This window comes from Shewanella sediminis HAW-EB3, from assembly GCF_000018025.1.
GTDB lineage: Bacteria > Pseudomonadota > Gammaproteobacteria > Enterobacterales > Shewanellaceae > Shewanella > Shewanella sediminis.
On record NC_009831.1, the window covers coordinates 2,742,183 to 2,769,062 of the forward strand.

General features: G+C 47.5%; 18 protein-coding genes. 5 read left to right on the forward strand and 13 right to left on the reverse strand.

All coding sequences use genetic code 11. The features are described 5' to 3' along the window. Positions 1–131: 131 nt before the first annotated feature. The 7 genes from SSED_RS11905 to SSED_RS11935 form a co-directional block, all read right to left on the reverse strand. Positions 132–593, reverse strand: coding sequence for a hypothetical protein (locus SSED_RS11905; protein WP_012142613.1), 462 nt, complete (start codon positions 591–593; stop codon positions 132–134). Further along, positions 583–1,947 (reverse strand): metallophosphoesterase, encoded by a 1,365-nt coding sequence (locus SSED_RS11910; RefSeq protein ID WP_012142614.1) that lies wholly within the window; start codon positions 1,945–1,947, stop codon positions 583–585. The genes SSED_RS11905 and SSED_RS11910 overlap by 11 nt, the downstream gene beginning before the upstream one ends. 25 nt (positions 1,948–1,972) lie before the next feature. After that, on the reverse strand, positions 1,973–2,371 hold the full coding sequence (locus SSED_RS11915; protein WP_012142615.1) for a DUF6508 domain-containing protein: 399 nt from the start codon (positions 2,369–2,371) through the stop codon (positions 1,973–1,975). Between the two features lie 234 nt (positions 2,372–2,605). After that, the gene (locus tag SSED_RS11920; RefSeq protein ID WP_012142616.1) at positions 2,606–3,385 is read right to left on the reverse strand and encodes an alpha/beta hydrolase; all 780 of its coding nucleotides are present in this window, start codon (positions 3,383–3,385) and stop codon (positions 2,606–2,608) included. Positions 3,386–3,526: 141 nt separating this feature from the next. Continuing rightward, complete coding sequence (gene nifJ, locus SSED_RS11925) at positions 3,527–7,120, reverse strand: pyruvate:ferredoxin (flavodoxin) oxidoreductase (protein ID WP_012142617.1); 3,594 nt, start codon at positions 7,118–7,120, stop codon at positions 3,527–3,529. 41 nt (positions 7,121–7,161) lie between these two features. After that, positions 7,162–8,871, reverse strand: coding sequence for an NAD(P)-binding protein (locus tag SSED_RS11930; protein ID WP_317623652.1), 1,710 nt, complete (start codon positions 8,869–8,871; stop codon positions 7,162–7,164). Between the two features lie 226 nt (positions 8,872–9,097). Further along, a complete protein-coding gene (locus SSED_RS11935) occupies positions 9,098–10,126 on the reverse strand; it encodes a DUF4124 domain-containing protein (protein WP_012142619.1) in 1,029 nt (342 codons plus the stop codon). Between the two features lie 580 nt (positions 10,127–10,706). Between SSED_RS11935 and SSED_RS11940 the strand changes: the two genes are divergently transcribed. Then, complete coding sequence (locus SSED_RS11940) at positions 10,707–11,450, forward strand: PepSY domain-containing protein (protein WP_012142620.1); 744 nt, start codon at positions 10,707–10,709, stop codon at positions 11,448–11,450. After that, positions 11,447–13,366 (forward strand): 2Fe-2S iron-sulfur cluster-binding protein, encoded by a 1,920-nt coding sequence (locus tag SSED_RS11945; RefSeq protein ID WP_012142621.1) that lies wholly within the window; start codon positions 11,447–11,449, stop codon positions 13,364–13,366. Before SSED_RS11940 ends, SSED_RS11945 begins: the two co-directional genes overlap by 4 nt. Positions 13,367–13,520: 154 nt before the next feature. Here the strand turns inward: SSED_RS11945 and SSED_RS11950 are convergent, their stop codons facing one another. Together SSED_RS11950 and SSED_RS11955 are read right to left on the reverse strand one after the other, a co-directional pair. Further along, entirely contained in the window at positions 13,521–14,561 is a 1,041-nt protein-coding gene (locus SSED_RS11950; protein WP_012142622.1) for a porin, read from the reverse strand. 80 nt (positions 14,562–14,641) lie between these two features. Next, positions 14,642–15,988, reverse strand: a complete 1,347-nt coding sequence (locus SSED_RS11955; RefSeq protein WP_012142623.1) for an FMN-binding protein — start codon at positions 15,986–15,988, stop codon at positions 14,642–14,644. A gap of 271 nt (positions 15,989–16,259) precedes the next feature. Here SSED_RS11955 and SSED_RS11960 point away from each other — a divergent pair, with 271 nt between their 5' ends. The 3 genes from SSED_RS11960 (at position 16,260) to SSED_RS11970 (ending at position 20,130) form a co-directional block, all read left to right on the forward strand. Then, positions 16,260–17,453, forward strand: a complete 1,194-nt coding sequence (locus SSED_RS11960; RefSeq protein ID WP_083758943.1) for an FAD:protein FMN transferase — start codon at positions 16,260–16,262, stop codon at positions 17,451–17,453. Positions 17,454–17,792: 339 nt separating this feature from the next. Beyond that, positions 17,793–19,538 (forward strand): sensor histidine kinase, encoded by a 1,746-nt coding sequence (locus SSED_RS11965; RefSeq protein WP_049772112.1) that lies wholly within the window; start codon positions 17,793–17,795, stop codon positions 19,536–19,538. Beyond that, entirely contained in the window at positions 19,531–20,130 is a 600-nt protein-coding gene (locus SSED_RS11970) for a response regulator transcription factor (RefSeq protein ID WP_012142626.1), read from the forward strand. The genes SSED_RS11965 and SSED_RS11970 overlap by 8 nt, the downstream gene beginning before the upstream one ends. 110 nt (positions 20,131–20,240) lie before the next feature. Here SSED_RS11970 and SSED_RS11975 read toward each other — a convergent pair whose 3' ends face one another. From SSED_RS11975 to SSED_RS11990, 4 genes are all read right to left on the reverse strand, one after another. Continuing rightward, on the reverse strand, positions 20,241–20,486 hold the full coding sequence (locus SSED_RS11975; protein ID WP_041421668.1) for a hypothetical protein: 246 nt from the start codon (positions 20,484–20,486) through the stop codon (positions 20,241–20,243). A 248-nt stretch (positions 20,487–20,734) separates the two neighbouring features. Continuing rightward, on the reverse strand, positions 20,735–22,240 hold the full coding sequence (locus SSED_RS11980; RefSeq protein WP_012142627.1) for an efflux transporter outer membrane subunit: 1,506 nt from the start codon (positions 22,238–22,240) through the stop codon (positions 20,735–20,737). Then, positions 22,240–25,407, reverse strand: a complete 3,168-nt coding sequence (locus tag SSED_RS11985; RefSeq protein WP_012142628.1) for an efflux RND transporter permease subunit — start codon at positions 25,405–25,407, stop codon at positions 22,240–22,242. The genes SSED_RS11980 and SSED_RS11985 overlap by 1 nt, the downstream gene beginning before the upstream one ends. After that, on the reverse strand, positions 25,407–26,681 hold the full coding sequence (locus SSED_RS11990; RefSeq protein WP_223295913.1) for an efflux RND transporter periplasmic adaptor subunit: 1,275 nt from the start codon (positions 26,679–26,681) through the stop codon (positions 25,407–25,409). The genes SSED_RS11985 and SSED_RS11990 overlap by 1 nt, the downstream gene beginning before the upstream one ends. Positions 26,682–26,880 lie beyond the last annotated feature (199 nt).

Sequence of the window (26,880 nt, forward strand, 5' to 3'; positions counted from 1 at the left end):
CACCAAGCATTACTATAATGATTAGTGAATTTACACTAAAATTAAGAAGATAATGAAGAATGGAAGGCTTCATGCTGGTCTAAGTGTTGTGATTACTCAGGCCAGATGAAACCCAATATTACGGGGGCGGGTTATTCGATGATAAGTTCAACATCTGCAGTTTCAAACTCGCCGATGAGGGCATCGGCTCTTTCCTGATATAACTTATGACATCCCCCCTTTTCAACACAATCACAGAATTTGCGGAACTCTTTGTCAAAGTAGGTTAACTGATGTCTAAGTTTTTTCCCTCTTTTATAAAACCAGTAAGGTGAGCGGTAAACCTTCATCGCTTCACCTGTATACTTCCACCTCATCAACTCGAATTCAGCGTCTTCATCCGTTTCTGCCACAAAAAAGATTTCTAAACCTGGCTCGGGATAGCAGGTATAAATATATTTAGAAGTATTCCAATCGAGCTCAATTTCAAAGTAAGTGCCATCAAACAGCTGACCTGTTAAGCCTGAATCACTGTCATAATCGAACTCTTCGAAATCACAATACTCAAAGAGTTCTCTATAGATCTTGTTTCTATCAGTATGATTAGCAGCCATAACGCATCGGTATTACATTGATATTTGTGTTTGAACGTGTCTGTTCTGCCATCTTATTGATAAGATGGGCTACACGACCGCATCTCTCACGAACATCTTCTCTATCACTCAGAATGTAATGAACCTCCAAAAATTCCAGATGGGATTTTAGCTGCTCAATACTTCCGTATATGCCTAACAGCGTGATGTCATAGATGGCAAAATAATATTCATCACGGCACTCTTCTACGCCGTTAACGCCAATTGGGTCCCACTCTTGCAAAAGAATGTTATCAACCTTTACCGCAAACGATTCCTCTAATGCAGAATACTCACCACCATGATTAAAGGATTCTATTACCTTTTCATAATCATCCTTCATCAACTCATAACTGGATTTTTCATGTAGATCCAGATCCCTATGGCAATAAAACCCACAAGCAGTAAACGCCTCGTCATAACGGCTCCAATAATAGGCAATGAGATCGCCATCTTCACTGGCCGCATTATAATCGACACAGGCAACCTTAGCGTTGAGTGGTCCGGGTTCATTGTTTAAGGTGTAATGGCCGATAACGACAGGGATCGTTTGTGGTTTATTCAGAAACGCGACAGGCAGTGCAATACTTGGAATATTTTCAACGGCACTTGCCTGTACCTGTGCAATATCTTTGTAGGTAATAGCATTAATAATCCACCATCTGACACGAATATGGTGTCTTTCAGTGCCCGTCTTATCTTTAAAGGAATAACCTTTAGGCAAGGCAATCTCGGGGCCCTTTAGCAAAGTTTCTACCAAGCTATAGAGTTCATGTTTTTTATCTGCGGCTTTAAACCACACATTGTGCTGCAATGCATGATCACCGTCCAGATAGGGTAATACCCGCTGAATAGCCACATCATCCCAACACGCATGAACGGCTCTGACATCGCCGAAATCGATGAACAGAGGCAATGTTTTAAACCATTCAATCCATTTCATATGTAGTCGGCTATTTTCAGTCACCGTATCGAGAAAGACCTGATGTTGCTTGTAATTATTTACAGAATGAGTCCGCAGTGGTTCATCTGTGAGCGGATGAGCGCTTGCCCAGCATACGGCATTAAACTCATGATTTCCGAGCAGGCAATAGGCGTGTCCACTGTCGACCAGTGATTTAACCAGTTCAAGAGTCTCAACTTGTTGAACGGCATTTTCAGGCTTGTTGTCGATAAGGTCGCCCATAAAAACCAGCTTACTGAATTCGGCATTTGAGCTAGAGTCATCGAGATTAAAATCTAATTGCTCAAGCAAGTCGATAAGCTTTTGATACTGGCCGTGAAGATCACCAATAAAAATCAAGCCATCTGTTTCATCTTTGGTAATTTTAATCATTTCTATCTTCCAAAAATCCGATCTTTTATGAATTCAGCGACTCTAATCTGACAAGTAATGCGCTCACTATCCCATCTGAAATGGCCCTGGCCAAGCTACCATCGCAAAAACGGCTTTGCCGAACAATCATAGTGAGGCAGCATAAACAATCTGCAAGGCTGGCTTTTTTTAACCATAATGGGATCTCACACAATGACATTTCAGAGAGGGTTTGGTTAAACCATTCCCCCCAATCTAAACCAAGCAGCATGACCTCACGTTTATAAGCGCTTTCGATAAATACAGCAGCTTTAAAGTCTAATGTTTCCCTATCTACGCCGTTTACCTCTTCTTGGTAACAGGTTCTGGTATCTTTCAAGAACATCTTAACTCTATGATTGCTTGGTGCTTTAATCTCTTTTATGAAGTTATCACTAATCTGCATTCATGCTTTCCAAAATTTTGCGTGCTTGTACGCCTGCTGTAGCCATTGGGGATAGGTTTGTTACCAGAGAGCCACAGCATATATCGACAGATACAAGGGGATGATTTCTTGATTAGGAGTATATAAAGGATTCTTTTACCAAGAGTTACTAAGATTATTAATGTTTTTAATATTCGTAGTAATACTTGACCACAACAGTTCAGTGATAAAGAGGAAGCGGTATTCAATAAACGGTCAATTCAGTGCTCTTTTAAGCCTTACTGCATATTCAGGGAATTCCGAGATATCGTTATGATCGGCGCTTCTGATTAAGATGCTATTTTCAAGCCTGTGTGAGAACGCCTCAATCAAGCGTTCTGTGCTCTCTCTAGGGATCACATTGTCATTTTCGGCGTAGATGATGGTCGTTTTGGCAACAATATTCGGCGCTCGTTTAGCCGATTCATATTTGTCGGTGATCAGCAGGGATACCGGAAACATCCAATAGACGGATCTAGCGACATTAGCTGTACTGTCGAACGGCGTCACCAGAACAAGCTTATCGACCTCCCTATGGGTAGCCACATAGGTGGCGACACCTGAGCCGAGGCTTCGGCCCAGTAAGGACAGCTGTGAATGTTCAGCGGTTACCTGGTCAAAAATATGCAGGGCATCACTGTATAGGTGCGCCTCCGTCGGCTCTCCGGTGCTGTCGCCGTAGCCCCGGTAGGCTATCAGATAGATGGTATAGTCCGGCAAGTTATCCTTGAAAAAAGTGATGTTGTACTCGATATTCTCGGCGTTGCCTCCATAGTAAAGCAGTGCCTTAGCGCGGCCTTCATTGACCACCCAGCCACTGAGGCGCTCGCCACCATTTTCAAAGCTTACCTTAGTCGCCTCCATTGGTGGCGAAAAGTGCAGCAGTGGCGGCGTGGGGAAATACAGGAGTTTACGTTGCAGCAAAAACACCACTAGACAGACACTCAGATAGATCAGGAGTAGAGTGACCAACATACTCAGCATTGTACTTTTCATCTCTCCCTCCTCTAATTCTTCTCAACGTCTGTCAACTTCTCTACTCTTTATTTCTTTTTACCTATAGCTTCTACTCGTCAATAAGCCGGCTTATCATCTTTTTTACCTAACTCAGTATCAAGCCAGGCGTTAAGTTAGCAATCAGGTTCGACTACGGGTATGAGGGGTAAACTTATGGGCATTTCGCGTCGCCATCTCCTCATACAGCGCCCATTTCTGGTTTACCACCTGGCGTGCCAGATTGATAAGGCGCGCGGCCTCATCCGGATCGGACTTTAACAGGCTAAGGTATCTGTTTTCATTATAGGCGTAATCCTCAAGTTTCAACGTGGGGCGTAGTGAGTCGAGCATAAAGGGGTTACGTCCTGCACTTCTCAGCGTCGGATTGTAACGATACAGGGGCCAGTAGCCGGCCTTTACCGCCAGATTTTGCTGCTGCATGCCATCGATCATATTGATCCCGTGTTCGATACAGTGGCTGTAGGCAATAATGAGTGACGGGCCGTTATAGGCTTCGGCTTCACGGAAGGCTTGCAGGGTCTGTTGTGGGCTGGCGCCAAGGGCGATACGTGCCACGTAGACGTTTCCGTAGGCGATGGCCTGCAGCGCCAGATCTTTCTTCGGCACCGCCTTACCTCCGGCCGCAAACTTAGCGACCGCTCCGATTGGGGTTGCCTTGGATGATTGGCCACCTGTATTGGAGTAAACCTCAGTGTCCATCACTAAGATGTTAACGTCACGACCGCTGGCTAGCACATGGTCGACGCCGCCATAGCCGATGTCATAGGCCCAGCCGTCACCACCGACTATCCAGATGCTGCGGCGCACCAGGTGATCGATAACCGACAGCAACTCTTTGGCTCTGGGATCGTCCAACGTCTGTAACTGCTCTGTCAGATCTTTTACCCGCTCCTGCTGCTCGTGTATCTCAGATTCATGGGATTGTGGAGCATTAACCGTTTGCTCCACCAGCTCAGGATCGAGTCTCTCCTTTAAGGCCAATAGCCTGGATTGCGCCAACTCGAGGTGCTTATCCGCGGTGAGGCGGTAGCCATACCCAAACTCGGCATTGTCTTCAAACAGCGAGTTCGCCCATGCGGGGCCTTTGTTTTCGCTGTTCTTGGCCCAAGGCGTGGTCGGCAAGTTGCCACCATAGATCGATGAACATCCTGTCGCGTTGGCCACAAGCATACGATCGCCAAACAGCTGACTGAGTAGCTTCAGATACGGAGTCTCACCGCAGCCGCTACAGGCACCCGAGAACTCGAACAGAGGTTGCAGAAACTGAACGCCGCGAACGTTAGAAAAATCGACCCGGGTTCGCCGATTGTAGGCGATGGTCTCAAAAAACTCCAGATTCCTGCGTTCATCCTGCAGATGCTTCTCTTTATTCTGCATGTTAATTGCGTGGTGATGTTCGTCGGCAGTGTGGTTGACGGGACAGGCCTTCACGCACAGGCCGCAACCGGTACAGTCATCGGCATAAACCTGCAAGGTGTATCGTGCATCGGGGAAGCCACGGGATGTGACATTACTCGACGGGAATGTCGTTGGCGCTCCCTGCAGCCGACGTTTGTTATAAAACTTAGCCCGTATCGCGGCGTGGGGACAGACAATGGCGCAGTTACCGCATTGAATGCAGATCTCCCTGTCCCAGATAGGGATCTCACTGGCAATACTTCGCTTCTCATACTGACTGGTGCCGGTAGGATAGGTGCCGTCGTCGGGTAGCATGCTCACGGGAATGCGATCGCCGCGGCCATGAAACATCTCGGCGGTCACCTCTTTCACAAACCCGGAAGCGCGGTCGAATAACCCATCGGCCTCCCTACCGCTGGTGTTACTCACCTTGCGAGGCAAGTTAACCCGCTGCAGATGAGCCAGGGCCTGCTCGATGGCCGCAAAGTTTCGCTTCACCACCTCTTCGCCCTTCTTGGCATAGGTTTTTTCTGCCGCCTGTTTGATCCGCTCGATAGCCTGCTCCTTGGGCATCACACCGGAGAGCGCGAAGAAACAGGTTTGCATCACGGTATTGATACGCTTACCCATGCCGACCGAACGGGCCACCTTGGCTCCGTCGATGACATAGAATTTGATCTGCTTATCGAGTAGTTCCTGTTGGACATGGGCAGGAAGTTGATCCCAGATCTGATCGGCATCGTAGTGACTATTTAAGAGGAAAGTGGCCCCCTGCTTCGCCCGTTCCAGCATCTCCACATGTTTGATGAAACTGAATTGATGACAGGCGATAAAGTTTGCCGATTGGATAAGATAGGGCGCGCGAATAGGCTCGGGGCCGAAACGCAGATGAGAAACCGTCTGTGATCCGGCTTTCTTGGAGTCATAAACGAAATACCCCTGGGCGTAGTATCCTTCGACGCCGCCGATGATCTTGATGCTGTTCTTGTTGGCGCTGACGGTACCGTCGGAGCCCAGACCATAAAACATCGCCTGCACCAGCTTGTCAGACTCGATGTCCAGGCTCTCCTTCACCTCCAGGCTACTGTGGCAGACATCATCGATGATACCGATAGTGAAATCGTTCTTGGGCGCTTTAGTTGTAAGCTCCTGGTAGACCCTGGCCACCATGGCAGGAGTGAACTCTTTGCTGGCTAAACCATAGCGGCCGCCAATGACCACGGGCATGGTTTTACGATCGCCTCTGCTTACCGCCTGATAGAGTGCATTACTGACATCTTTATATAGAGGCTCGCCATCGCTGCCGGGCTCCTTGGTTCTGTCTAACACGGCGACACTTGTTACCGATTGCGGTAACGCCTTGAGCAGGTGCTCGCAGCTAAAAGGCCGATACAGGCGCACCCGTAGTACACCGACTCTACTCTTTTGCGTAACATGATCTTGTGCGTTGAGATGCTGCGCCGTGGTTATCGCCGTCTCGCTGCCAGAGCCCATGATGACAATAACCCGCTCAGCATCCTTGTCTCCATAGTATTCGAAGCTATGATATCGGCGACCTGTGACTTGATAGAACCTGTCCAGTGCCACGTCTACCGCCTCTACGGCATCGTTATAGTAACGACTGGCGGACTCCCGCGACTGGAAATAGGTATCCGGATTTTGTGCACTGCCACGCATGAAGGGGTTATCCGGGTTTAGTGCCCGCGAACGATGAGCAAAAACCATTTCATCATCGATCATCGTCTTTATCTGTTCATCTTCGAGCAGGTCTATCTTGCTCACCTCATGGGAGGTACGAAAGCCATCGAAGAAGTGAATAAAAGGAACGCGGCAGTTGAGTGTCACCGCCTGTGACACCAGTGCCATGTCATGACACTCCTGTACCGACGAAGAGACCAGCTGGGCAAACCCCGTCATTCGTACCGCCATCACGTCCTGATGATCGCCGAAGATCGACAGACCCTGGGTCGACAAGGCCCGCGCCGCAACATGAAACACGGTGGGCGTTAACTCGCCGGCAATCTTAAACATGTTAGGGATCATCAACATCAGTCCCTGAGAGGCGGTAAAGGTGGTGGTCAGCGCGCCTGTCTGCAGAGCGCCATGTACGGTTCCGGCCGCACCTCCTTCACTCTGCATCTCGGCAACAAGCGGCACCTGTTGCCAGATATTTTCAATATTCTGACTGGCCCACTGATCGGCCAATTCTGCCATGGTCGAAGACGGCGTGATTGGGTAGATAGCGCAAACTTCATTAGTACGATAAGCGACGAAGGCTGTGGCTTCTCCACCGTCTATGGTTACCTGCTTGGCCATAACATGACTCCTGTGCAATTTCGTTAGAGTTAGCGTTACCGTTAGCGCGTCGTGACCATATGTATGGCACCGGTGGGACACTGTAAGGTACAGGCTGTACAACCTGTGCAACGGGAGTAGTCGATCTGATAGAAACGCCCTTCCCCAAGCTTGATAATGGCCTGCTCTGGACAAGCGCCATAACAGCCATCACATTCGAAACAGTTACCGCAGCTATAACAACGGCTGGCCTCGAACGTGGCCTGCTTTGTATCGAGACTGCCGAGGATCTCGGCAAATGAGTGATCGCGTTTATCTACCGGAAGTGTGGGCTGATGGGTTTGCTCCGCCTCGGTGAGATACCAGAGGTTTAGCGACTCGAAATCTGCAACCGGAGGCTTACATCTGCCTCGGTGAACGGTGCCGGAGAGGAATGCATGAATATGACGGGCCGCCTTCTTTCCATGGCCTGTGGCTATGGTGACCGTGCGATCGCAGGGCACCATATCACCACCGGCGAAGATGCCATTACGCGCCGTCATCATCTGCTCATCGACGATAACCGTACCGTCGGGTTTAAAGGTGATCTCAGGATAGCAGGCAAGCAGCTCGGAATCGATATTCTGCCCAAGCGCTAAGATTAGCGCATCGGCCTCTAAGGTTTCGAACTCGCCTGTAGGCACGGGTTTACCATGTTCATCCAGGGTCATCTTCTCGACGGTGATCTGATCGAGATTGATCTCCTTGATGGTCCTTAACCAGTTAATCTTCACCCCCTCTTCGAGGGCTTCTTCCGCTTCAAACTGGTGGGCCGGCATCTGCTCCATATTGCGTCGATAGATGATCAGTGTCTCTTCGGCACCCAGACGCTTGGCGGTTCTCGCGGCGTCCATGGCGGTATTCCCTCCACCATAGATGGCGACCCGTCGTCCGAGTTTGGTCGCCTCCCCCTTGCCGACATCCCTTAAAAAGCTCACCGCATCTAAGATATGACCCGCTTCACGGGCGGGGATCTCCACTTTTCTACTGATATGAGCACCGACGGCGACAAAGACCGCGTCGAATTGTCCGTCCGACTTTTCCTGCTTGAGATCTTCGACCTTATGATCAAGGGTAAATTTAACCCCCATATCTTCGATGCGTTGGATCTCGGCCGCCAGAATAGTGCGAGGCAGACGATAGGCTGGAATACCGAAGTGCATCATACCGCCTGCAATGGGACCCGCGTCGCGCACCTCGACATAGTGACCAAGCCGTGCAAGGTGATACGCCGCCGACAGTCCGCTTGGACCTGCGCCGACTATGAGCACCTTCTTGCCGCTTTGTCTGGCCTCGAATCTGGGTTGCCATCCCTGCTCGATTGCCATGTCTCCGAGGAATCGCTCGACCTGATGGATGCTGACAGAGCTATCTACATTGGCCCGGTTACACACAGACTCACAGGGGTGATAACAGACTCGGCCATGTACCGCAGGCATAGGGTTTTCGGCTATCAAGAGTTGCCAGGCCTGCTCGAACTTCTGTTCATGGGCTAGCCCCAGCCAGCCTTGGATATTTTCGCCTGCGGGACAACCTTGATTACAGGGAGGAAGGTAGTTTTGAAAAATGGGCTGACGCTGCGTGGAGGGTCCGGTGCCATCACTTAGCAGCAGATCCGGTGGATTTGTCATATCATGGGACTGTGATTTCATACCATTTCCTTTGTGATCATTTCTTTGGTGATCAAAGTCGGCAAGCTGTCCATGGGGGATCCGCTGCCAAATAGCGATTATCTGTGTCTAAAAATTTTGTGTCAGACCTATGGTGTTAAATCAAGGTCTTTAAATTAATGAGGTGTTGGAACGCTTACTTCTGCGAATAATTAAACCATACATTATATAAGGTCTATATGCTCACAAAAGCGTTTAGATTTCAATCACAATGCGTTCTTTTTGAACCATTGATGATGACGACTTGTAGGAGCGTGCTTCAGCCGCGAAGAATGATTTACAAGAGCGGTTAAAATGACTGGGAACGGTAACGCTCATGGTTTATCCACGCGGACCAGTCGGTTTCAAGCTGACTTATACCTCCCGGGTACTGGCCTAAGATTGAAAATACATCACTCTCCTGTTCGCAGCGGGTCTTAATCAAATGTGCCAGCAACTGCTTCATAAGCTGTTTGCCTTTGCTCGTACTCATCAGGTATTGGACGAACGCGTATGACTGAGCGTAGAGCAAGCGTTGCAGTTCACTCGCTGTCCATTGCTCGGTACTCGCCATGAGTAAATTCGTTAAATTAAGCTCAGTCCCTGACAGTATCTGTTTCCAAGGGGGGCTTGGGATCTTGGCTGCGGATCCCTGCATCTGCATCCTGGAAAAATACTCAGCCAACCCTTCATTAAACCACCTTGGGCTTAGCCCGAATAAACCAGCATTGAGTACATGAACCGATTCATGGATCGATGTCTGATGTGCCTGTTTATCGTTGCGATACCAAACAGCAGCGAGATTCAGGTTGGTGACATAAAAACCCTGACTCTGGCCCAAAGCGGGTGCATATTGCCTCTGTAACTTTTGATAACCAGCTTGATCATTGGCTAAGGTGAGATTGACCGTTACAGGCGGAACCCCCGAGCTTGGCAGGTAAAACTCATAAATTTCACTCACCTTCTTAATCGCCGCCGTGACATTGTCTTTATAGGATGGTGGGTAATAACCATTGGTGGATTTAACTTTGAGCACGAAAGCGTACTCAGCATCCTGATAGTGCGTCAGCTCGGCGTCATTTTTCTGCCCCTGGAGTGGGTTATCGCTAAAATGCACCTGACCATTTTCATCTGTCCAGGTGTAGATCTGTGAACCTCCCCGCTTAGAAGATTGTTGAACGGATTGCGGTTCGGGCGTACAACCCTCGAGTTGCAGTAAACTCATCGAATGTTGCTCAGCCGCTCGATTAGCTGAGTTGTTTTCCGCGGCGATTCCATTCGCAGAAAATATTAACAAGAATATCGGGGCCACACTAAGATACCAGGATGCTTTTTTCATTCATTCAATCCCTTGATGGATAACTGATAGCAATCGGTATTAGATTACTTTGATCACAGTCTCTAATTCAAGTCACGCAGAACTGATGTCCTTAGTTAATGCCTTTCAGCTAGAGAATGGCAACTCTCCGGCACTCACTTTGTTGCATTTCATCTTTATTGTTTTTGTCAGCTTAGTTTAAATAGTAGCGTTGAAAGTAGAGCTGATACCTTTGCGAATAAGTCGCTGAGTAGTAAGCGGGAATTGAAAAATATGAGAGTATCTGAACTGTCCAGATACACATGTGGAACGGTATAGCCCTGATTGTTAAAGAACATCATATGCGATACTGTTCTACGTCGATCACAAATTTTTCTGAGCTGAGTCGCAGCCACTCAGAGTGAAGTGATGACATGAGCAGTAACAGCATTTGTCAGGTTTTATATTGCTGTAGCAACACAGAAATCAGAAGCAGCCATCAAATTATTGAAAGCCAGAATTTACGATTATTTCGTTTATATTCACTGTGCAACGCAGCAAGAGACATTCAGCTAAGCCTTTAAGACATGTTTGCAACAATATTTTTCAAAGGACAATAATAATGAACTTATTAAAAATAAGTCGTAAGTATCACAGGTGGTTGATGCTTTTTTTAGGGGTGCAGTTTGTTATCTGGTCGGTGTCCGGTGCCTATATGGTGATTTTCGATATCGACTATATCCATGGTGACACTCTGGTTGCTGACCACCAGGCTAAGATAAATCCCGATAAAATCAATTACTCCTTGTTCGAGCTAATTAAGCACTACCCGAGTGCCGAAAAGATTGAAGTCGGCCTGTTTATCAATCAGGAAGTGTATCGGTTCAGACAGGATGGTACTCAATACCTTCTGGATGCCAGTACTGGTCGGCAACTCTCCCCACTCGGTGAAGAGCAGGCAGTGACTGCCGCGCGGCATTATTACAGTGGCACAGGGGATATAGCCGATGTGGATCTGATCACAGAGAATCCCCCTTTCGAGCTGAGCTCGCGGGCCCTGCCTGCCTGGCGGATTAACTTCGACGATTTCGGTAGCCCTTCACTCTATCTCTCCGCACGCAGTGGCAAGTTAGTCACCAAGCGCCACGAGTTCTGGCGAACATTCGACACTATGTTTAGATTACATGTGATGGATTATGAAGAGGAAGATGCCAGTAACTGGTTACTGTTCTGGGTTGTGCTGTTTTCACTGTTGGCGGCGATATTAGGTTTAGTCTTAACCTATTTCAGGGTTTTTAAGGCAAACGCCCAAGATAACGATGACGGAAATGAAAGTGTCTCTGAAAACAAGGAGGCCAGCCGATGAATCTGATTAAAACATTTCATAAATGGCTATCTCTTCTTGTGGGTCTACAGCTGCTCATCTGGCTGGGCACAGGTTTGTATTTCAACCTGATGGATCATGATAAGGCCTCGGGCAATCAACACAGGCAAAGGGTTGAGAGCCCGGCCGTTGATCTTCACCTGCTTATGGAGCCTAAAACCGTGTTACGGGAATACGATAATACCGTCTCTATGAGCTTGATAACCATACTTTCTCATCCATACTACCTGCTGGCCCATGAGAAAGGGTTATACCGTCATTTCAAGAGTCGCTATTCAATGGTCAATGCCGTCACCGGCAAACCTTTTAGTATCACTAAGACCATAGCTACCGCCATCGCGCTGGAGTCCTATAAGGGGGCGGCAACTGTCGCTTCTGCAGTTGAGCTCACAGGACCGAGTGACGATTTCCCCAAAGAGCAAAACAGCTTGTGGCAGGTAAACATCGATGATGACCTCAATACTAGTGTCTATGTCGATGCGGGTTCTGGCCGACTGATAGGACACAGTAATGATGATAAACGATTCGTCGATTTTATCTTTATGCTCCACTTTATGGATTACGCTGGCGAGGGCAGTTTTAACAATGTTCAGGTTATCGTTTTCGCCATTTTCACGCTCTTTTTCTCCTTAACCGGTCTTATCTGGATGGTCGAGCTGGGGTTCAACGGCCAATATAAACCTGCTTTGCTCTTTGGTCGTAACATGGCTAAGACCAGGAAGGTAAAGATATTCGATAAGCACTCCAAAAGCCTGGGGCCGCTTGCCATGTCTGCTCATGAAAACCTGCTCGACAGTTTGCTCAATCACGATATTGCCCTCCCCTCGACCTGTGGCGGTGGCGGCACATGTGGTCGCTGTAAGATAAAGGTTGATCTTAATATCAAGATGACCTCGGCTGATAAGAGTCAGTTGACCGAGCAAGAGTTGCAGGCCGGTTATCGTTTAGCCTGTCAGCATAACAGCGATGAGCTTGAGCAGTTAACCTTAGTCGATGTGACAGAGGCCGAAACTCATGAATTGGAGTTAATCAGTAGCGAGTTTATCTCTCCTTATATCAAGCAGCTGCGCTTTAAGGCTGTGAGCGGAGAAACACTGGAATTCAGGGCCGGTGCATTTATGCGTATCTTTATCCCTGCCGCTAAAGGCAGCTCGATTCCGGCGTATCTACCCGTAGAGTTGCTGCACCATTGGCAAGACGTTATACACATGGAATATGAGCACTTAGCCTGCAGTCGTAACTATTCGCTCGCCAATGGTGATGGTCAGAGCGATGAGCTGGTGTTTACAGTAAAAATTCAGACTTCGCCCAACGAGAGGGTTAAACCCGGTATAGGGTCGAGCTACATCTGCAATCTGGCCCCGGGGGAAACAATCGAAGCGGTAGGCCCATTCGAAGAGTTTTATGCCCTGCCATCGAGCAGTAAACCTATGGTATTGATTGGCGCGGGCTCAGGGATGGCGCCATTAAAGGCCTTGATCGAGGAGCAGCTAATTAAGAACTCCAGTTCGCGGGAACTCTATTTCTATTTTGGTGCCCGCCGTCAGATAGATCTTATCTACAGTGAGCACTTTCAACAACTGTCAGACCAATACCCAAACTTTCATTATCTGCCGGTACTCTCCAGGCCTGAGCAGGATTGGTGCGGGGCAACGGGTTATGTACAGGACAAGTTAGCGCTGAACCTTCAACAACTATTACTGGATAAGCAGTTGAAGGACTGTGATCAGGTAAAGCTAGCATCAAATCAGCAAGATGTAGAGATTAAGAGCCACCGACAGATAGAAACCGTTGAATTTTACCTCTGCGGACCTGCGCCTATGATGGAATCGACTATAGAGTTGTTAGAATCTCATAGCGTTGCCGATAGTGTTATCGCATTCGATAAGTTTGAATGATCGGTGAGATTTCAGAAACCGATTTGTCGGAGCGGCTTTAGCCGCAAAGAGATGTTTGGATGACAATATAAGGAAATTTGTGGACTGGCACATCCTTGTGCCGGTTCTGCAGGGAGCGCAGATTTGGGGTTGAACTTTATAGGCTTAGCGATATTTAGAAGTCGTAACGAACACCGACACTGACGATAGTGTCATCGAAGTCATCGAATTGCTCAACATCAAACTGGCCAATTTCGGTATGAAGGCGGGTTGATTTAGATACTCGGTACTCAGCACCGACTGCCCACTGCGAAACTTCAGGGGTCTGCGTCACTGACTCACCATATTTATCATAGACTTTTGCTGCGATTCTACCGGTACCCGAATCATCCTGACCGTATTGTGCTTTAAGTAGAAGCTTGTCGATTTGATACTTGGCACTGACTATAAAGCCTGAGCCATCGCGCTGTTCCCAGTTGGTCTTGTAGGGGTTTACCAGCTCAGAAGCTTGATAGATAGAGCCAAGCATTAAGTTGCCGTACTTGTATTGCACGACGCCGCGGTAACCTTTGATATCTTCAACACCATCGGTGTAAGCAGCGGCCAGATAGAGGTTACTACTTCTGAAATGTTTATCACCATAGGTAAGAGCTAATTGATAGTTGCCGTTATCACGGCGAAGATCATCCTCACCATAATAGTTATCTTCCATGATGTAGCTGGCGCCCAACTGTAACTTGTTCCATTTAACGCTCTTGTACTCTAATGAATCACCCCAGCGTTTGTCACCGGCAAATAGGCGATCATGTTTCATCGAATACATGTCCATGGCATCGGCAGTGCCTTTAGCCATCTTAAAGACCGGATCGATGCGACCAGCAGCCAGTTGGCCGACCGAGGCGTGTTTAATACCGATAAAGGTGGGCCTGGATGAAAAAGGATTCTTTCCTTTATCTTGAGAAGCACCGTTGACGCCCACCTCAATTTGATAAAAAATCTCGGTGTCATCCATTATCTCGCTGCTGCCTTTGACACCTAAACGGCTCCAGTTATTCTCCAGCACGGTACCGCTCTTTCCATTATGAGTCGCAGAGCCACTGTCTGAATTGGTAACTGAGTAATCGATTCGGCCATAGAACTTAAGTAGATCGTCCGCCAAAATCTGTGGTGATATCAGCATACTGGTTGCTAACAGCGAAAGGGTAAATGTTTTCATAATCATCTCACTATATAATTTTTAGGTATTGAGTAACACTTGGGTACCCGACTAAGATTCCTAGGCCGGGTACCCTCTGATTAGTTAGGCTTGTTATGTGTTTTGATAACGTTATCGGCTCTCATCTGGCTGTAGAGAATATCGGCCTGCTTGAGGTAGATGTCCCATGAAGATGAGCGTTTGGTAAACCCGGTTGCAGCATAACTGCCGGAGTCTCCGGTGGCTGGCAGGTCGTTAATGTCGAATAGAGACCCCCCCTGTTGAAGATGAACGTTTAGCGCATCAAACATCACGTTAAAACCAATTCGTGCAGGCTCAACATAATTGATTGAGGCATATTTAGATTGACGGTAATGCTTCTTGAGAGACGCATCTTTTATCTCATTCTTCTCGTCAGCGAAAACTTCATCGAAATATGACTTTGTGATCTGTTTTGTCTCTGTATCGACGATCAAGCGCAATACGGTTGTAATACCAGTCCACTTACCATTTTTATCTAACTGCTTTTCAGCATTTTGATAGAATTTAAGCGTGCTCCCTTCACCATTGATCTGAGCGTGAATTTTCGCCGTTAGCGGAACCATCGACTGCTGGATACTGTTTGAAGCCCCTGCAACGACGTCAATACCGGAATACTTAAGACGGTTTGGCTGCTTTAACTTGTTACGTAACTTGGGATCGTAATCCGGGTTCAGGTCGAAGGTAAGTTTGTCTTGCTCAACCATCAACTTCTCCATGGTTAAGGCTGACTGCACCCAGGCTGTGCCCTTTTTCTTGCCCATAGAGAAGTTGTACTCTGAGGTACGCTTAGGAACATCCTGAAAAAGTCGGGTGTAATAGTTGGGACGACCGCTCTCATTGAACTCCGCGAAGATGACATCTTTCGCATTGTCACTATCGACAACGATAGCCATGCTACCCATGTGACCCTGACGGAATCTGGCTTCCTGGTAGTAGTAATCGCCGATGATCATGCCAAGCTGTGGTTGAATTGACCATTTCAGTTTGAAATCATCATTACCCGACACCTCTTTCGAACCTACAGCGACATATTCAGGGGTACTTCCATCCGCTCGGGGGAGCTTATTAATCGCTTTAAGAATGCCATTAGATGAGAAAGTTGCACCGGATACCGCGTCGATACCTTCATGACCGTTATTAGAAACAATCTTGGCTAGCAGTCTTTCAGCATTAAGAAACAGTGACTCGGTTTCTTTATGAGATTTGGTTGTGACATCGGTGATCTTGCCCTCTTTCACGTTAACGGTTAGCGTGATTTGGCTTTTTTTACCTTTACCGCTGACTTCATGAGTACCGTCAACGTATTTACCTTCAATAGGGGTCGTCGCGCAGCCAGCTAATCCTAAGCTTGCTATGGTAACTGCCGAACAAACCAGGCTTCTTTTAAATCTATTATTTTTTATCATCTCGCCTCTGCCTTATAACTTGGTTTATAACTTGGTTTATAACTTGATATATAATTTGCATAAGTTTTCATACAGAATAACGAGCACAAAAATATTAACTATTGCGGAAAACCGCAGGTTAGAGTTGTTTGTTCACAATATTTGACCCAGTTAACACATTAGCGACAATAATTACCTGCTGCTCTTTTTAACATGCTACTTATTTAATAAGCGTTCATTTATTCATTAATTAAAATACACACTAATTAGAACACACACTTTTGGAACTGTTATGAATCGACTACCTATTATCAATCGACGGTTTGGGCCATCACTATTATCTACCTTGCTTGTTTTAGGGGTCTCCGTGTCGAGTACGGTTATGGCAAAACCAAACAGTGAGCTTGCCATCCAGGAAACATTTAAACCTTACCAATGTGAGGGAAATGGGATCATTAGCCATACCGGTGGCGTATCGACCCTGAATACACTTAAGTATTTTGGCACATCTATCACTATCGATGTGTATAACAGCAAGCCAGAACAAGCGGGCCAAGCTCTCTGTCATGCGCTTAATGTGGTTCAGGAATATCACTACCTGGCTTCAAACTACAGCACCTATCCCCATGTTGAAAATATCAAAAGCATTAATAATAGCCCGGCAAGCATACATAAGATTGACCCCAAGCTAACTGCTCTTATAGCAGCGGGTTTGGATTGGTATGACAAGAGTGATGGTTATTTTAACATCGCCCTTTCTCCGGTAATCAACCTTTGGCGAAAACACCGAAGTGAATGTAAAGGTAAGATAAAAGACAATGGTTTGTGCACCAAACCTGGAATGGATAAGCTACAAAATGCCGCTGAATATATCAATATAGAGGATATTTCGCTTAACCAAGCCGATAACACCATCCGCCTAAAAACCGGCATGAGCATTGACCTTGGTGGGATTGCTAAGGGGTGGATGGCAGAGAAAGTATATGAGCAACTAAAATCTGAGGGGCTTACCTCATTTATGATCAACGCTGGTGGAAATATACGTCACTTAGGGTTACACACTGAAGGCAGAGAGTTTGTCACGGCCATAGAAGATCCCCTCTGCAAGAAATTTGATTATCAACTTCCTGAGTGTAGGGAGTTTGAGGGCCAGTACCACGAGGTCATTCATGGTACTGATCTAACCATAGTCTCCAGCGGTAACTATTTGCGCTATTACCGGGTAAAAGACAAGGAATACCATCATCTTATCGATCCCAAGACGTTGCAACCTAAACCGGAAGGGATATCAACGTCAGTTGTTCTCGACGGACTGCAAATATTTGCCGATGTGATTTCGACGACTCTATTCTTAATGCCACTTGAGCAGGCTCTGGAATTTGCAGATCGTTCAGATTACCTGGAAGCAGTTTGGTATTTAGACAATGAAGGGAATAAGGTAAGTTCGGCTAACTTTGATAAGTACAGGTTTAAACTAAGTGATTAATATAAAACCAACTCTGAAACAACATGTCGTATTTGCAGATTGTTTATTTAAGTGAGTTTATTGAGCTGAAATCAATTTGAGCTAGAATTGACAAGTTGGAATTATTTAACTGAGAATTTATAACTGAACTTATAAAGCTGATATTTTATAAAACTGTTACATTTAAAACAATGACAACTTGATTATACCAACTGATATTACAATAGTGATATAGTGGTTTTCCGCAATAAAGCCACTATTGTGTGTCAGATCCCTCGCTCTATGCGACTCGCTATCATAATTTCAGATTATAGATGATAATTAAAACAAAATGACAATAGGTCACCGAACTACGCTTTTATGAAACGAATCTTGCTATTGATAACCTCACTGCTCTCCTGCTTTGCTTCTGCAGGTGGGAATGAGCCAGTGAGGATCGGTGTGCTATCTTTCGCATCCCCCCACACCGTTTACCAGAGATGGGCACCGACCTTCGATCGGGTTGCCGAGGATACGGGTCATACTTTTTCAGTGTTGCCATTAACCCCAGGTGAACTACAAGAGTCTGTCGCAAATGACAAGCTCGACTTCATTATCGGTAATGCACTCACCACAGTGACATTTAAGAAAGATTATGGTGTGAGTAACCTACTTTCACTCGTCCCTAATTATCATTCTGATCCGGATCATGCCATTGGCTCAGCCTTGATCACACGTTCATCAATCAATATCGAAGATATTGAACAGCTCAGTACCATGTCTGTCGTCTCATCGGATCCTAATGCCTTTGGTGGCTTTCAAATTCTGGCCGGTGAACTTGCATCTCTCAGTATTAACCCCTTTAAAGACTTTAAAAAGCTCACCTTCGTTGGTTTTCCCCAGGATAAGTTGCTCAACCTGGTATTAGATAAAAAGGCCGATGTCGCTATCTTGCCCTCTTGTGTGCTCGAATCGGCGATCGAGAAGGGGCTCGTTCCGGAATCTGCATTGAAAGTGGTGCTCCAAAAAGAGGTGCCAAACTATGAATGTGCAGTATCGAGCTCTCTGTACCCCTCATATGCCTTCTCCAAACTCGGCCATACCAGTCATGTTTTGGCCACCCAAGTCGTTAAATCCTTACTGACAATTACAAATAAAGATAAAGAAGCCATTTCCGGGCGATATCAATACTGGTCGGCACCGGTAAATGACCGCGAGGTATTTAGATTACTACGTACACTCAACCGGTGGCCATTTGTCACCAATTGGGAGTTCTTACTTAAAGGTGCCGTGCCTTGGGTCATTGGGGCTTTGATTCTTTTATTACTGGGATACCTACACCATCTTCGAGTCAAACGTTTGGTTGTCCTGCGTACACGTGCCCTATCTTCAGAGATGGAGCAGCATCAACACACCCAAAAGGAGTTATTTGAGCAACAAAAGCAGTTCTACAAGGCTCAACGAGTACTGCTAACCGGTGAGATGGCCTCAGGTATCGCCCATGAGCTTAATCAGCCCCTCGCCGGGATCAGATATTTAACCCAAGGCTGCCTGTATCGTCTGACACCCGAACAAGGTGAATTAAATAGCGCATTGAATAAGGCTATTGAACAAGTCGACCGGGCCCAGAGCACCATCAAACGTTTCAGGCAGTTTTGCCAGCAACCCAGTGTATATGAAAAATGCGATCTCAAAAATCTGATCGAAGAGACCCTGAACCTGATGGCCCCAGAGTTTAAAAGGATGAATATCTCACCCAAGTTGTCACTGGAACGAGTCACAACGATTGCCGATATCAGCCTGATACAACAGGTATTAGTCAACTTGATCCGTAACTCACTGGATGCAATGGAGTCAGAAGCGTTGCCAGAGCTTGGGATCAGGCTAGTTAAAGAAGATAATCAGGCATTAATTGTCATCGAAGATAATGGCATAGGTTTATCAGAAGAGGCCCTGAGTCGACTGTTTTTTCCTTTTGAAACCTCTAAAGAGAAGGGGCTCGGCCTCGGTATGGTGATTTGCAAACGGATCATTGAAGAACACGGCGGTCAAATCCATGCCGTAAACCTGATTAAAGGGCTCAAAATTTCCGTTTCCCTGCCCATAAAGGAGCAACAAGATGTGTGATATCTACCTCGTCGATGACGACCAGGATGTATTAAATTCTTTGAGCTGGATGCTAGATGGCCTCGGTCTCAAAACTCAGGGCTTTTTAAATGCCGCAAGCTTTTTGAGTGCTGTCGATATTACTCGACCTGGCATCGCCATCTTAGACATTCAGATGCCGGGTATGGACGGTATTGCGTTACTTCACCATATCAAAGTTGCCGCCAGCCCTATGAGTGTCATCATGCTTACCGGTCACGGAACCATCACTATGGCTGTACAGGCGATACAACAAGGGGCTATAGACTTTCTGGAGAAGCCAGTCGATGGCGATAAACTTAGCTTACTGTTGGCGCGGGCAAAAGAGATAAGCTTACAATCATTTGATGAACTTCGCCTGCAAACAGAAATAGAGCATAGAGTCGCAAGCTTAACCCCTAGAGAGCATGAAGTGATGTTAAAGGTGCTCGAAGGAAAGCTGAATAAAGTCATTGCAGCCGAGCTCAACATTGCCCAACGAACCATAGAATTACACAGACAGAAAGTGATGCAAAAGATGCAAGTCAGTAACGCTGCAGAGCTGGCCTACCTAATGGCCAAGAGTGAAGAATGAGTCCACGAGCTTCGGGCTTCGAGCCACTATGTAGGAGCGGCTTTAGCCGCGAACACTTTGATGGAGATATTTAATAGAATTAGCAGCTAGATAGGTATATCAAATCTTGCCTAGGCCAGACGCGTACGAGAGTACCTTGACCATTTCTTGCAAAACTCCCATCCCCTCTCTTTACAAACATGCCCGACTTGATAACGGTTGAAGGTGATTTGTTGTACTCTTTGTTGGTTAGTTTCCTGCTTAAAAGAATACAGATAGGCAGAGTTATCTACACCAGCAAGCATGCTCACACTCAAATATGTCGCTACCGAGTATACGGTCAACAGGAGAAACTTATGGATGGGGCGTTTGGTCATCTATCACTCCTCATGTTGATATTACGAAGCGATAAAGCACGACAGGTATACTGAAGGGTTAAAGCTTAGACACCAGCCATAGAGTTACTGGCCTTATTATCAATATAGGGAAGTCTGGGCTATTTGGCAAAACTTAACGCCATTCCCCCCTAAACGTGGCAGATTGAACCTATGCTTACAATAAAAACACGCAGACCCTTTTTAGGCTCTCCAGCCTGCGTGCCCATATTGTGAAATGCCGCTAAACTCTATTCCCCCTCGATAATATCGGCAGCCATCACAGGCGGCGCATCTTGTAGCGAAAGAATCCCACCACCCAGAGCGCGGTAAAGCGTTATCATGGAAAGGAGTCTGTCCCGTTTTATCTGACTCAAGGCGAGTTGGGCGCTAAACAGTTTACGTTGAGCATCCATCAGATCCAATGAGCTGGCGACACCATTGCGGTATCTCAGTCCGGCTAAACGGTTATACTCACTCGAGGCAGCCACCAGTTCCTGCTGGGCATTGATGGCAAGCTCAGAACGTCTGAAGCTATTCATGGCATCATTGACTTCAAAGTAAGCCCTCAGCACCGTATTTCTATAAGCAAGCAGGGCCTGTTTGGACTCCTCTTTGGCAATCTCATACTGAGCAGAGATACTCCCGGCATTAAAGATTGGCGCCGTAATGCCTCCGAGTAACGACCAGGTAACACCCTCACTATCGAGCAAGTTACTCAGTTCATCGGATTCACGACCAAAACTGCCGCTGATGGTAAACTTCGGAAAGAATGCCGTCTTGGCGACTCCCACTTTTGCATTCATCGCAATCAAAGCCTGTTCTGCCGCCTTGACGTCGGGACGCTGAGATAACATCTCAGAGGGGACACCGACATTAAATTGTGCGGGGAAGAGTGCGTCTTCCACTCTAAGCTCCGCTTCGGTCTGTAGCTGGAGTGGATAACCGAACTCTCCCAGCAATATCCTCAATTGGTTAGCCTTCTCCCCTCTTTCGAAATCGAGATCGGGTAAGGTGACTTTGGCACTCTGGAATTCAACTTCTGCTTGCCTGACCTCTAAGCCGGAGATGACGCCATTTTCTTTGCGAAGACGAGCCAAATCCAGCTCTTTTTTACGCAGGGCCACGGTATTGGTCGAAATTTGATATCTCTGCTCTATGTCCAACCATTCGTAATAACGACTGGCGACATCACTGATCAAACTGATTGTCGCTAAGTTCAATGACTCCTGAGCTGAGAGGAAGTTCGCATATTCAGCTTCACTGCGTCGGCGATTTGCGCCCCAGATATCCAGCTCCCAGGATACGACGCCTGACAAATTGAACTCATCTTCACTTGAGGGTTCCGTATTGGTGAGTCCGCTATCGAGTGAACGTTCGCCATAGGCATCGATCCCAACTTTAGGATACAGAGCGGCGTCGGTGACGGTAATGCGCTGCCTCGCGGCGATAAGACGTGAGCGCATGGCTTCCAGATCCAGGTTCTGCGCCAAAGCATGGTTTATCAAAGGTTGTAGTTGGGGGTCCAGATAAAAATCACGCCACTGGGTTTTACCTATATTATCGCCCTCTCCTTGCTGTAATTCATTATGGTACTGGCCCGGAAGGTCCAGCTCAGGCTGTTGATAATCAGGCCCCATGGCACAACCCGCTAAGAGCGTTGTGCAGCCCATCAGGGCGATACATGCAATTCGGTTTTGACCAGGCTTTGACAACGAACGTTTGAACATCGGCCATTTATAAATAAACTTATCCATTAAACTGCCCCTCCCTGTTCACCCGTTGGGGTAATGGACTCATTTTCGGCGCTCTGCATTTCTGACTTTGACTCAGTTTTAGACTTGAACCATCCCGCAGTAGTAACAAAGAAGAGCGGAACCAACACTATGCCTATCGTGGTCGCGAAGATCATGCCACACAGGATAGGAATCGAGATCGACTGTCGACTCACAGCGCCAGGCCCAACCGATAACACCAAGGGCAATACCCCTAAGATGAAGGCCATCGAGGTCATCAAGATAGGACGGAAACGCATATTGGCGGCTTCCAAAGCCGCCTCTAAGCGACTCTTGCCCTGTTTATGCAGCTGATTGGCAAATTCGACGATCAAAATCGAGTTCTTTGCAGCCATGCCGATAAGCGAGATAAATGCCACCTGGAAAAATAGGTTACTCTCCATGCCACTGACGAATGTGCCTAACGCCGCTCCCAACATGGCGATAGGCGCGATAAGTAACACGGCGATAGGAATCGTCCAACTCTCATATAGGGCGCACAAGAAGAGGAACACAAACACCATGGCGAGCGTTACCGCTATCCCGGTCTGGTTTGCCGATTGCACCTCTTGGTAAGTGATCCCGGTCCACTCATACCTGAACTCATTTGGCAGCATAGGCGTGGCAACCCGGTTTATTGCGCGGATCACATCACCCGACGCATAGCCTTGAGCCGGAGATGCATTGATTGAAGCGCTGGTAAACAAGTTATAGTGAGTTACGGCAGCCGGACCCACAGAGTAATCATATTCGGCTAACACACCGATAGGCACCATGGCTCCACTGGATGAACGAACGTAGTAATCTTTAATCTGCTCAGGGAACTGACGGTATTTGTCTTCGGCTTGGACCTTAACCCTATACACCCGGCCAAACAGGTTAAAGTCGTTGACGGTAGATGAATCGGTAAAGGTTTTAATCGTGCTGTAGATATCAGAGATATTAACACCTATAGCCATGGCCTTAGCTTCATCAACACTGAGGTGCAGCTGAGGTATGGCGCTCTGCAGCGATAAACCGGCAGTGGCTATCTCAGGTTGTAGTTTAAGTGCCTCTACCAGTTCATCCGCCGTCTCCATTAAGCCTTTAAAGTTAGTGCCGGATGTATCTTGCAGCTCCATCTCGACGCCCGAGCCATTACCTAAACCCGGCACGGCCGATGGCAGATAGACACTAAATTCGGCCTCTAAGATATCTTGTAGGGAGACCTTAATATCCTTCATCACCTGCTGCACGGTGGCATTGTCATCGGCGCGCTGCGACCAGGGCTTCAATATGATCTCAAACATACCATTGGCCTGGTTAGAGCCAGAACGACGGTTCTCCCCCGCCAAGGTAAATGAGTAGGCCACGGCTGGGTGATTAAGTACCTTGGCTTCGGCTTTTTTGAGTACCGCCTGTGAGCGGTTAACGGTGGCGCCATTAGGTAGCGACATGTCGATAAAGAAGCGTCCCTGATCTTCATCGGGCATAAAGCTCGATGGCAGGCCAGACATGATGACATACACACCGCCCACCATTACGGCAAAGGCCAGATAGCTGCGTTTAGCATGCTTATTCGTTAATGTAACTAACGCCACATACTTACTCGTACTCATATCGAGTTTGTCGTTAAGCCATTTGAAAAAACCGGAGGTTGCCTGATCGCCCGGCCTTAACAGTAAGGCGCACAGCGCCGGCGACAGCGTCAACGCCACCACGGTTGAGATAAGTACGGCAACGGTGATCGCGACCGCGAACTCTCGGTACATGATACCGGTAATACCTGACAGGAAAGAGACGGGGACGAAAACGGCGGCCAGTACCAAGCTGGTTGCCACTAATGCACCCGATAACTCCTTCATCGCCACCTTGGTCGCCTCTGTTGGACTAAGGCCATTTTCATGCATCAGGCGCTCGACATTTTCCACCACAACGATGGCGTCATCGACCACAATACCGATAGCCAATACCAGAGCCAGCAAGCTGACGGTATTGATGGTGAACCCAAAGGCGAGCATAGCGGCTAACGTACCAATCAGGGAGACGGGTACGGCAATCGCCGGTATAAGCGTGGCGCGCCAGTTCTGAAGGAACAGATAGACGACCAGAATAACTAATACCAGGGCTTCGATGAGCGTCTTTACCACTTCATCTATCGAGTTCTGGATAAATATCGATGCATCGAAGAAGACCTGCCACTCCATCCCCTGTGGGAATTTTTCTCCTAATGCGGCCATCTCTTGCTTGACCCTTTTAGTCACCTCTAAGGCATTGGCCCCCGGTAATAGGTAGACCTGCAAGATAGTCGCGTTAGCGCCGTTTAATTGAGACTGCAGTGTATAGGCTGAGGAGCCCAGTTCTATACTGGCGATGTCACGCAAGCGGATCAGTGAACCATCTGTGTTCGCCCGAACGATGATCTCATTAAATTGTGGCACACTGCTCATACGCCCGGCGGCGGTAATGGGCAATGTCATGCTGAGCGAGTCGGTATTTGGCTGAGAGCCAATAGAGCCAGCCGGCGACTCCCTGTTTTGCGCCTTGATGGCACCGATAACATCACTGGTCGTCAAGCCGTAGCCTGCCATCATGTCAGGCTTAAGCCAGACTCGCATCGAGTAACTACGAGAGCCGGTGTTACGTACCCGCCCCACACCGGGAATGCGTTTCAGAGCCGACTGAATATTAATGGTGGCGTAGTTACTGAGATAGATCTCATCATAACGCTCGTCACTGGAGGTCAGTGCTAATTTAAGCAGCTCTACCGAGGCCTCTTTGGAGACTGACACCCCTTCTGTTTGTACATCGATGGGCAAGCTTCCCGTCGCCTGCTGGGTCGAGTTTTGCACATCGACAGCAGCCAGATCGGGATTGGTGCCCACATCGAAGGTGATAGTCACGTTAGCGCTGCCCGAGTTGGTACTTTTCGAGCTCATGTAGATCATGTTGGGCACACCGTTTAACTCTTGCTCGAGCGGCGTTGCAACAGATTCGGCGGCGGTAGTTGAGGTTGCCCCGGGATAGGAGGCCGAGACCTTCACCTGTGGCGGCGTAATATAGGGATATTGATCTATCGGCAGCTGGAACATGGCAATAACGCCAAGGAGCACGATGACGATGGATATCACGCTGGCAAAAACAGGGCGATTAACAAAATACTGAGCCATTATTCTTGCTCCTGTATCTGCTCTAACTCTTGTTGTTTAAGCGCCTGCTGTTTCTCTTTTGAATCTTCTTTCTTATGATATTGCTCTGCCGTTAACGGCTCGGCAATTTGGCCGTGTCTGACTCTATGCATACCTTCGATTATGACTAACTCTCCGGCCTTTAACCCACTTTGTACCACGACCCCCATGGGTCCCTGATGATCGATGACGATAAAACGTCGCTCGACCTTGTTATCGGGCAGGACAACCATCACATACACGCCACCTTGCTCAACTTGAGTGGCTTTTTGAGGAATGACGATGGCATTATTCACTTCATTGAGCTTGATGCGCACATTAGTGTATTGACCGGGAAGCAGCTCTTTATCAGGGTTAGGTAGTTCGGCGCGAACCTGAAAGGTGCCCGTTTCTGGATTTACTGACGGGTCGGTAAAGCGTACATCACCCAAATAGCGATACTCACTGTTATCGGGGAGCGTGATGGTAACAAACCCTTCGACTGCCTTACCCTCTGACTCGGCCTCCTTTTTCTCTGAATAACTCGTCATACGTCGCCTTGCGTTCAGGTAATCGAGTGCCGACATATTGAAGGTCACGTAGATGGGATCGACCTGCTTGACCCGGGTTAACAATGACTGGCCACTGCTTCCTACCAAGGCACCGATGTCCACCTCGGAGCGACTGACTAAGCCGCTGATAGGTGAACGTATCGAGGTGTAACTGAGTTCGAGCTGCGCCTCTTCCAATTGTGCTTTACTGGCAGCTAAACTGGACTTGGCTTGCGATAACAAAGACAGTGCATTATCGAAATCGAGTTGGCTGGCTGCATCTTGCTCATAGAGAGGTTTTAATCGCTCAACATCGCGCTGAGCCTTATCCAATACCGACTGCTGAGACTCCATATTTGCCTTTAAGCGGTTTACCACAGCAACATAGGGACGATCGTCGATGCGATAGAGCACCGAGCCCTCTTTTACTCCACTTCCTTCGATGAAACTCTTATCTTCGACAAAACCGTTTACCCGAGCCCTCACCTCAACATCCAATGAGGCTTTAGTGATGCCGATATAATTACCATACAGAGGAACGGTGGCCGTTGACACCTGCTCGACGACCACTGCTTTAGGAATGATTGTCGGTGCCACCTCTTCACATCCGCTGATACCTGCCAGCGAGCCAAGTAAAATAGCGAATCCCATTGAGGGGCGTTTAAAGTTACTGAATAGAAATTTAGCGAGTGGGTTAATCTGAGCGCTGCGTGGAAAATGAGGCATAGTTCCATCCATGATTTAATTTTGGTGATCGGTTACTTTATTGCCGATTAAAGATTTGAGACTGGCTTTATAATGATAATAGTGACAACACAAGCCGTTACGACAAACACAATTGCACACATTGTAATGACTTAGCGTTATATACATCAAGAAAAAGAGAAAGGATGGTTAATGAAATGATGAAAAATGAAGGGTAAAT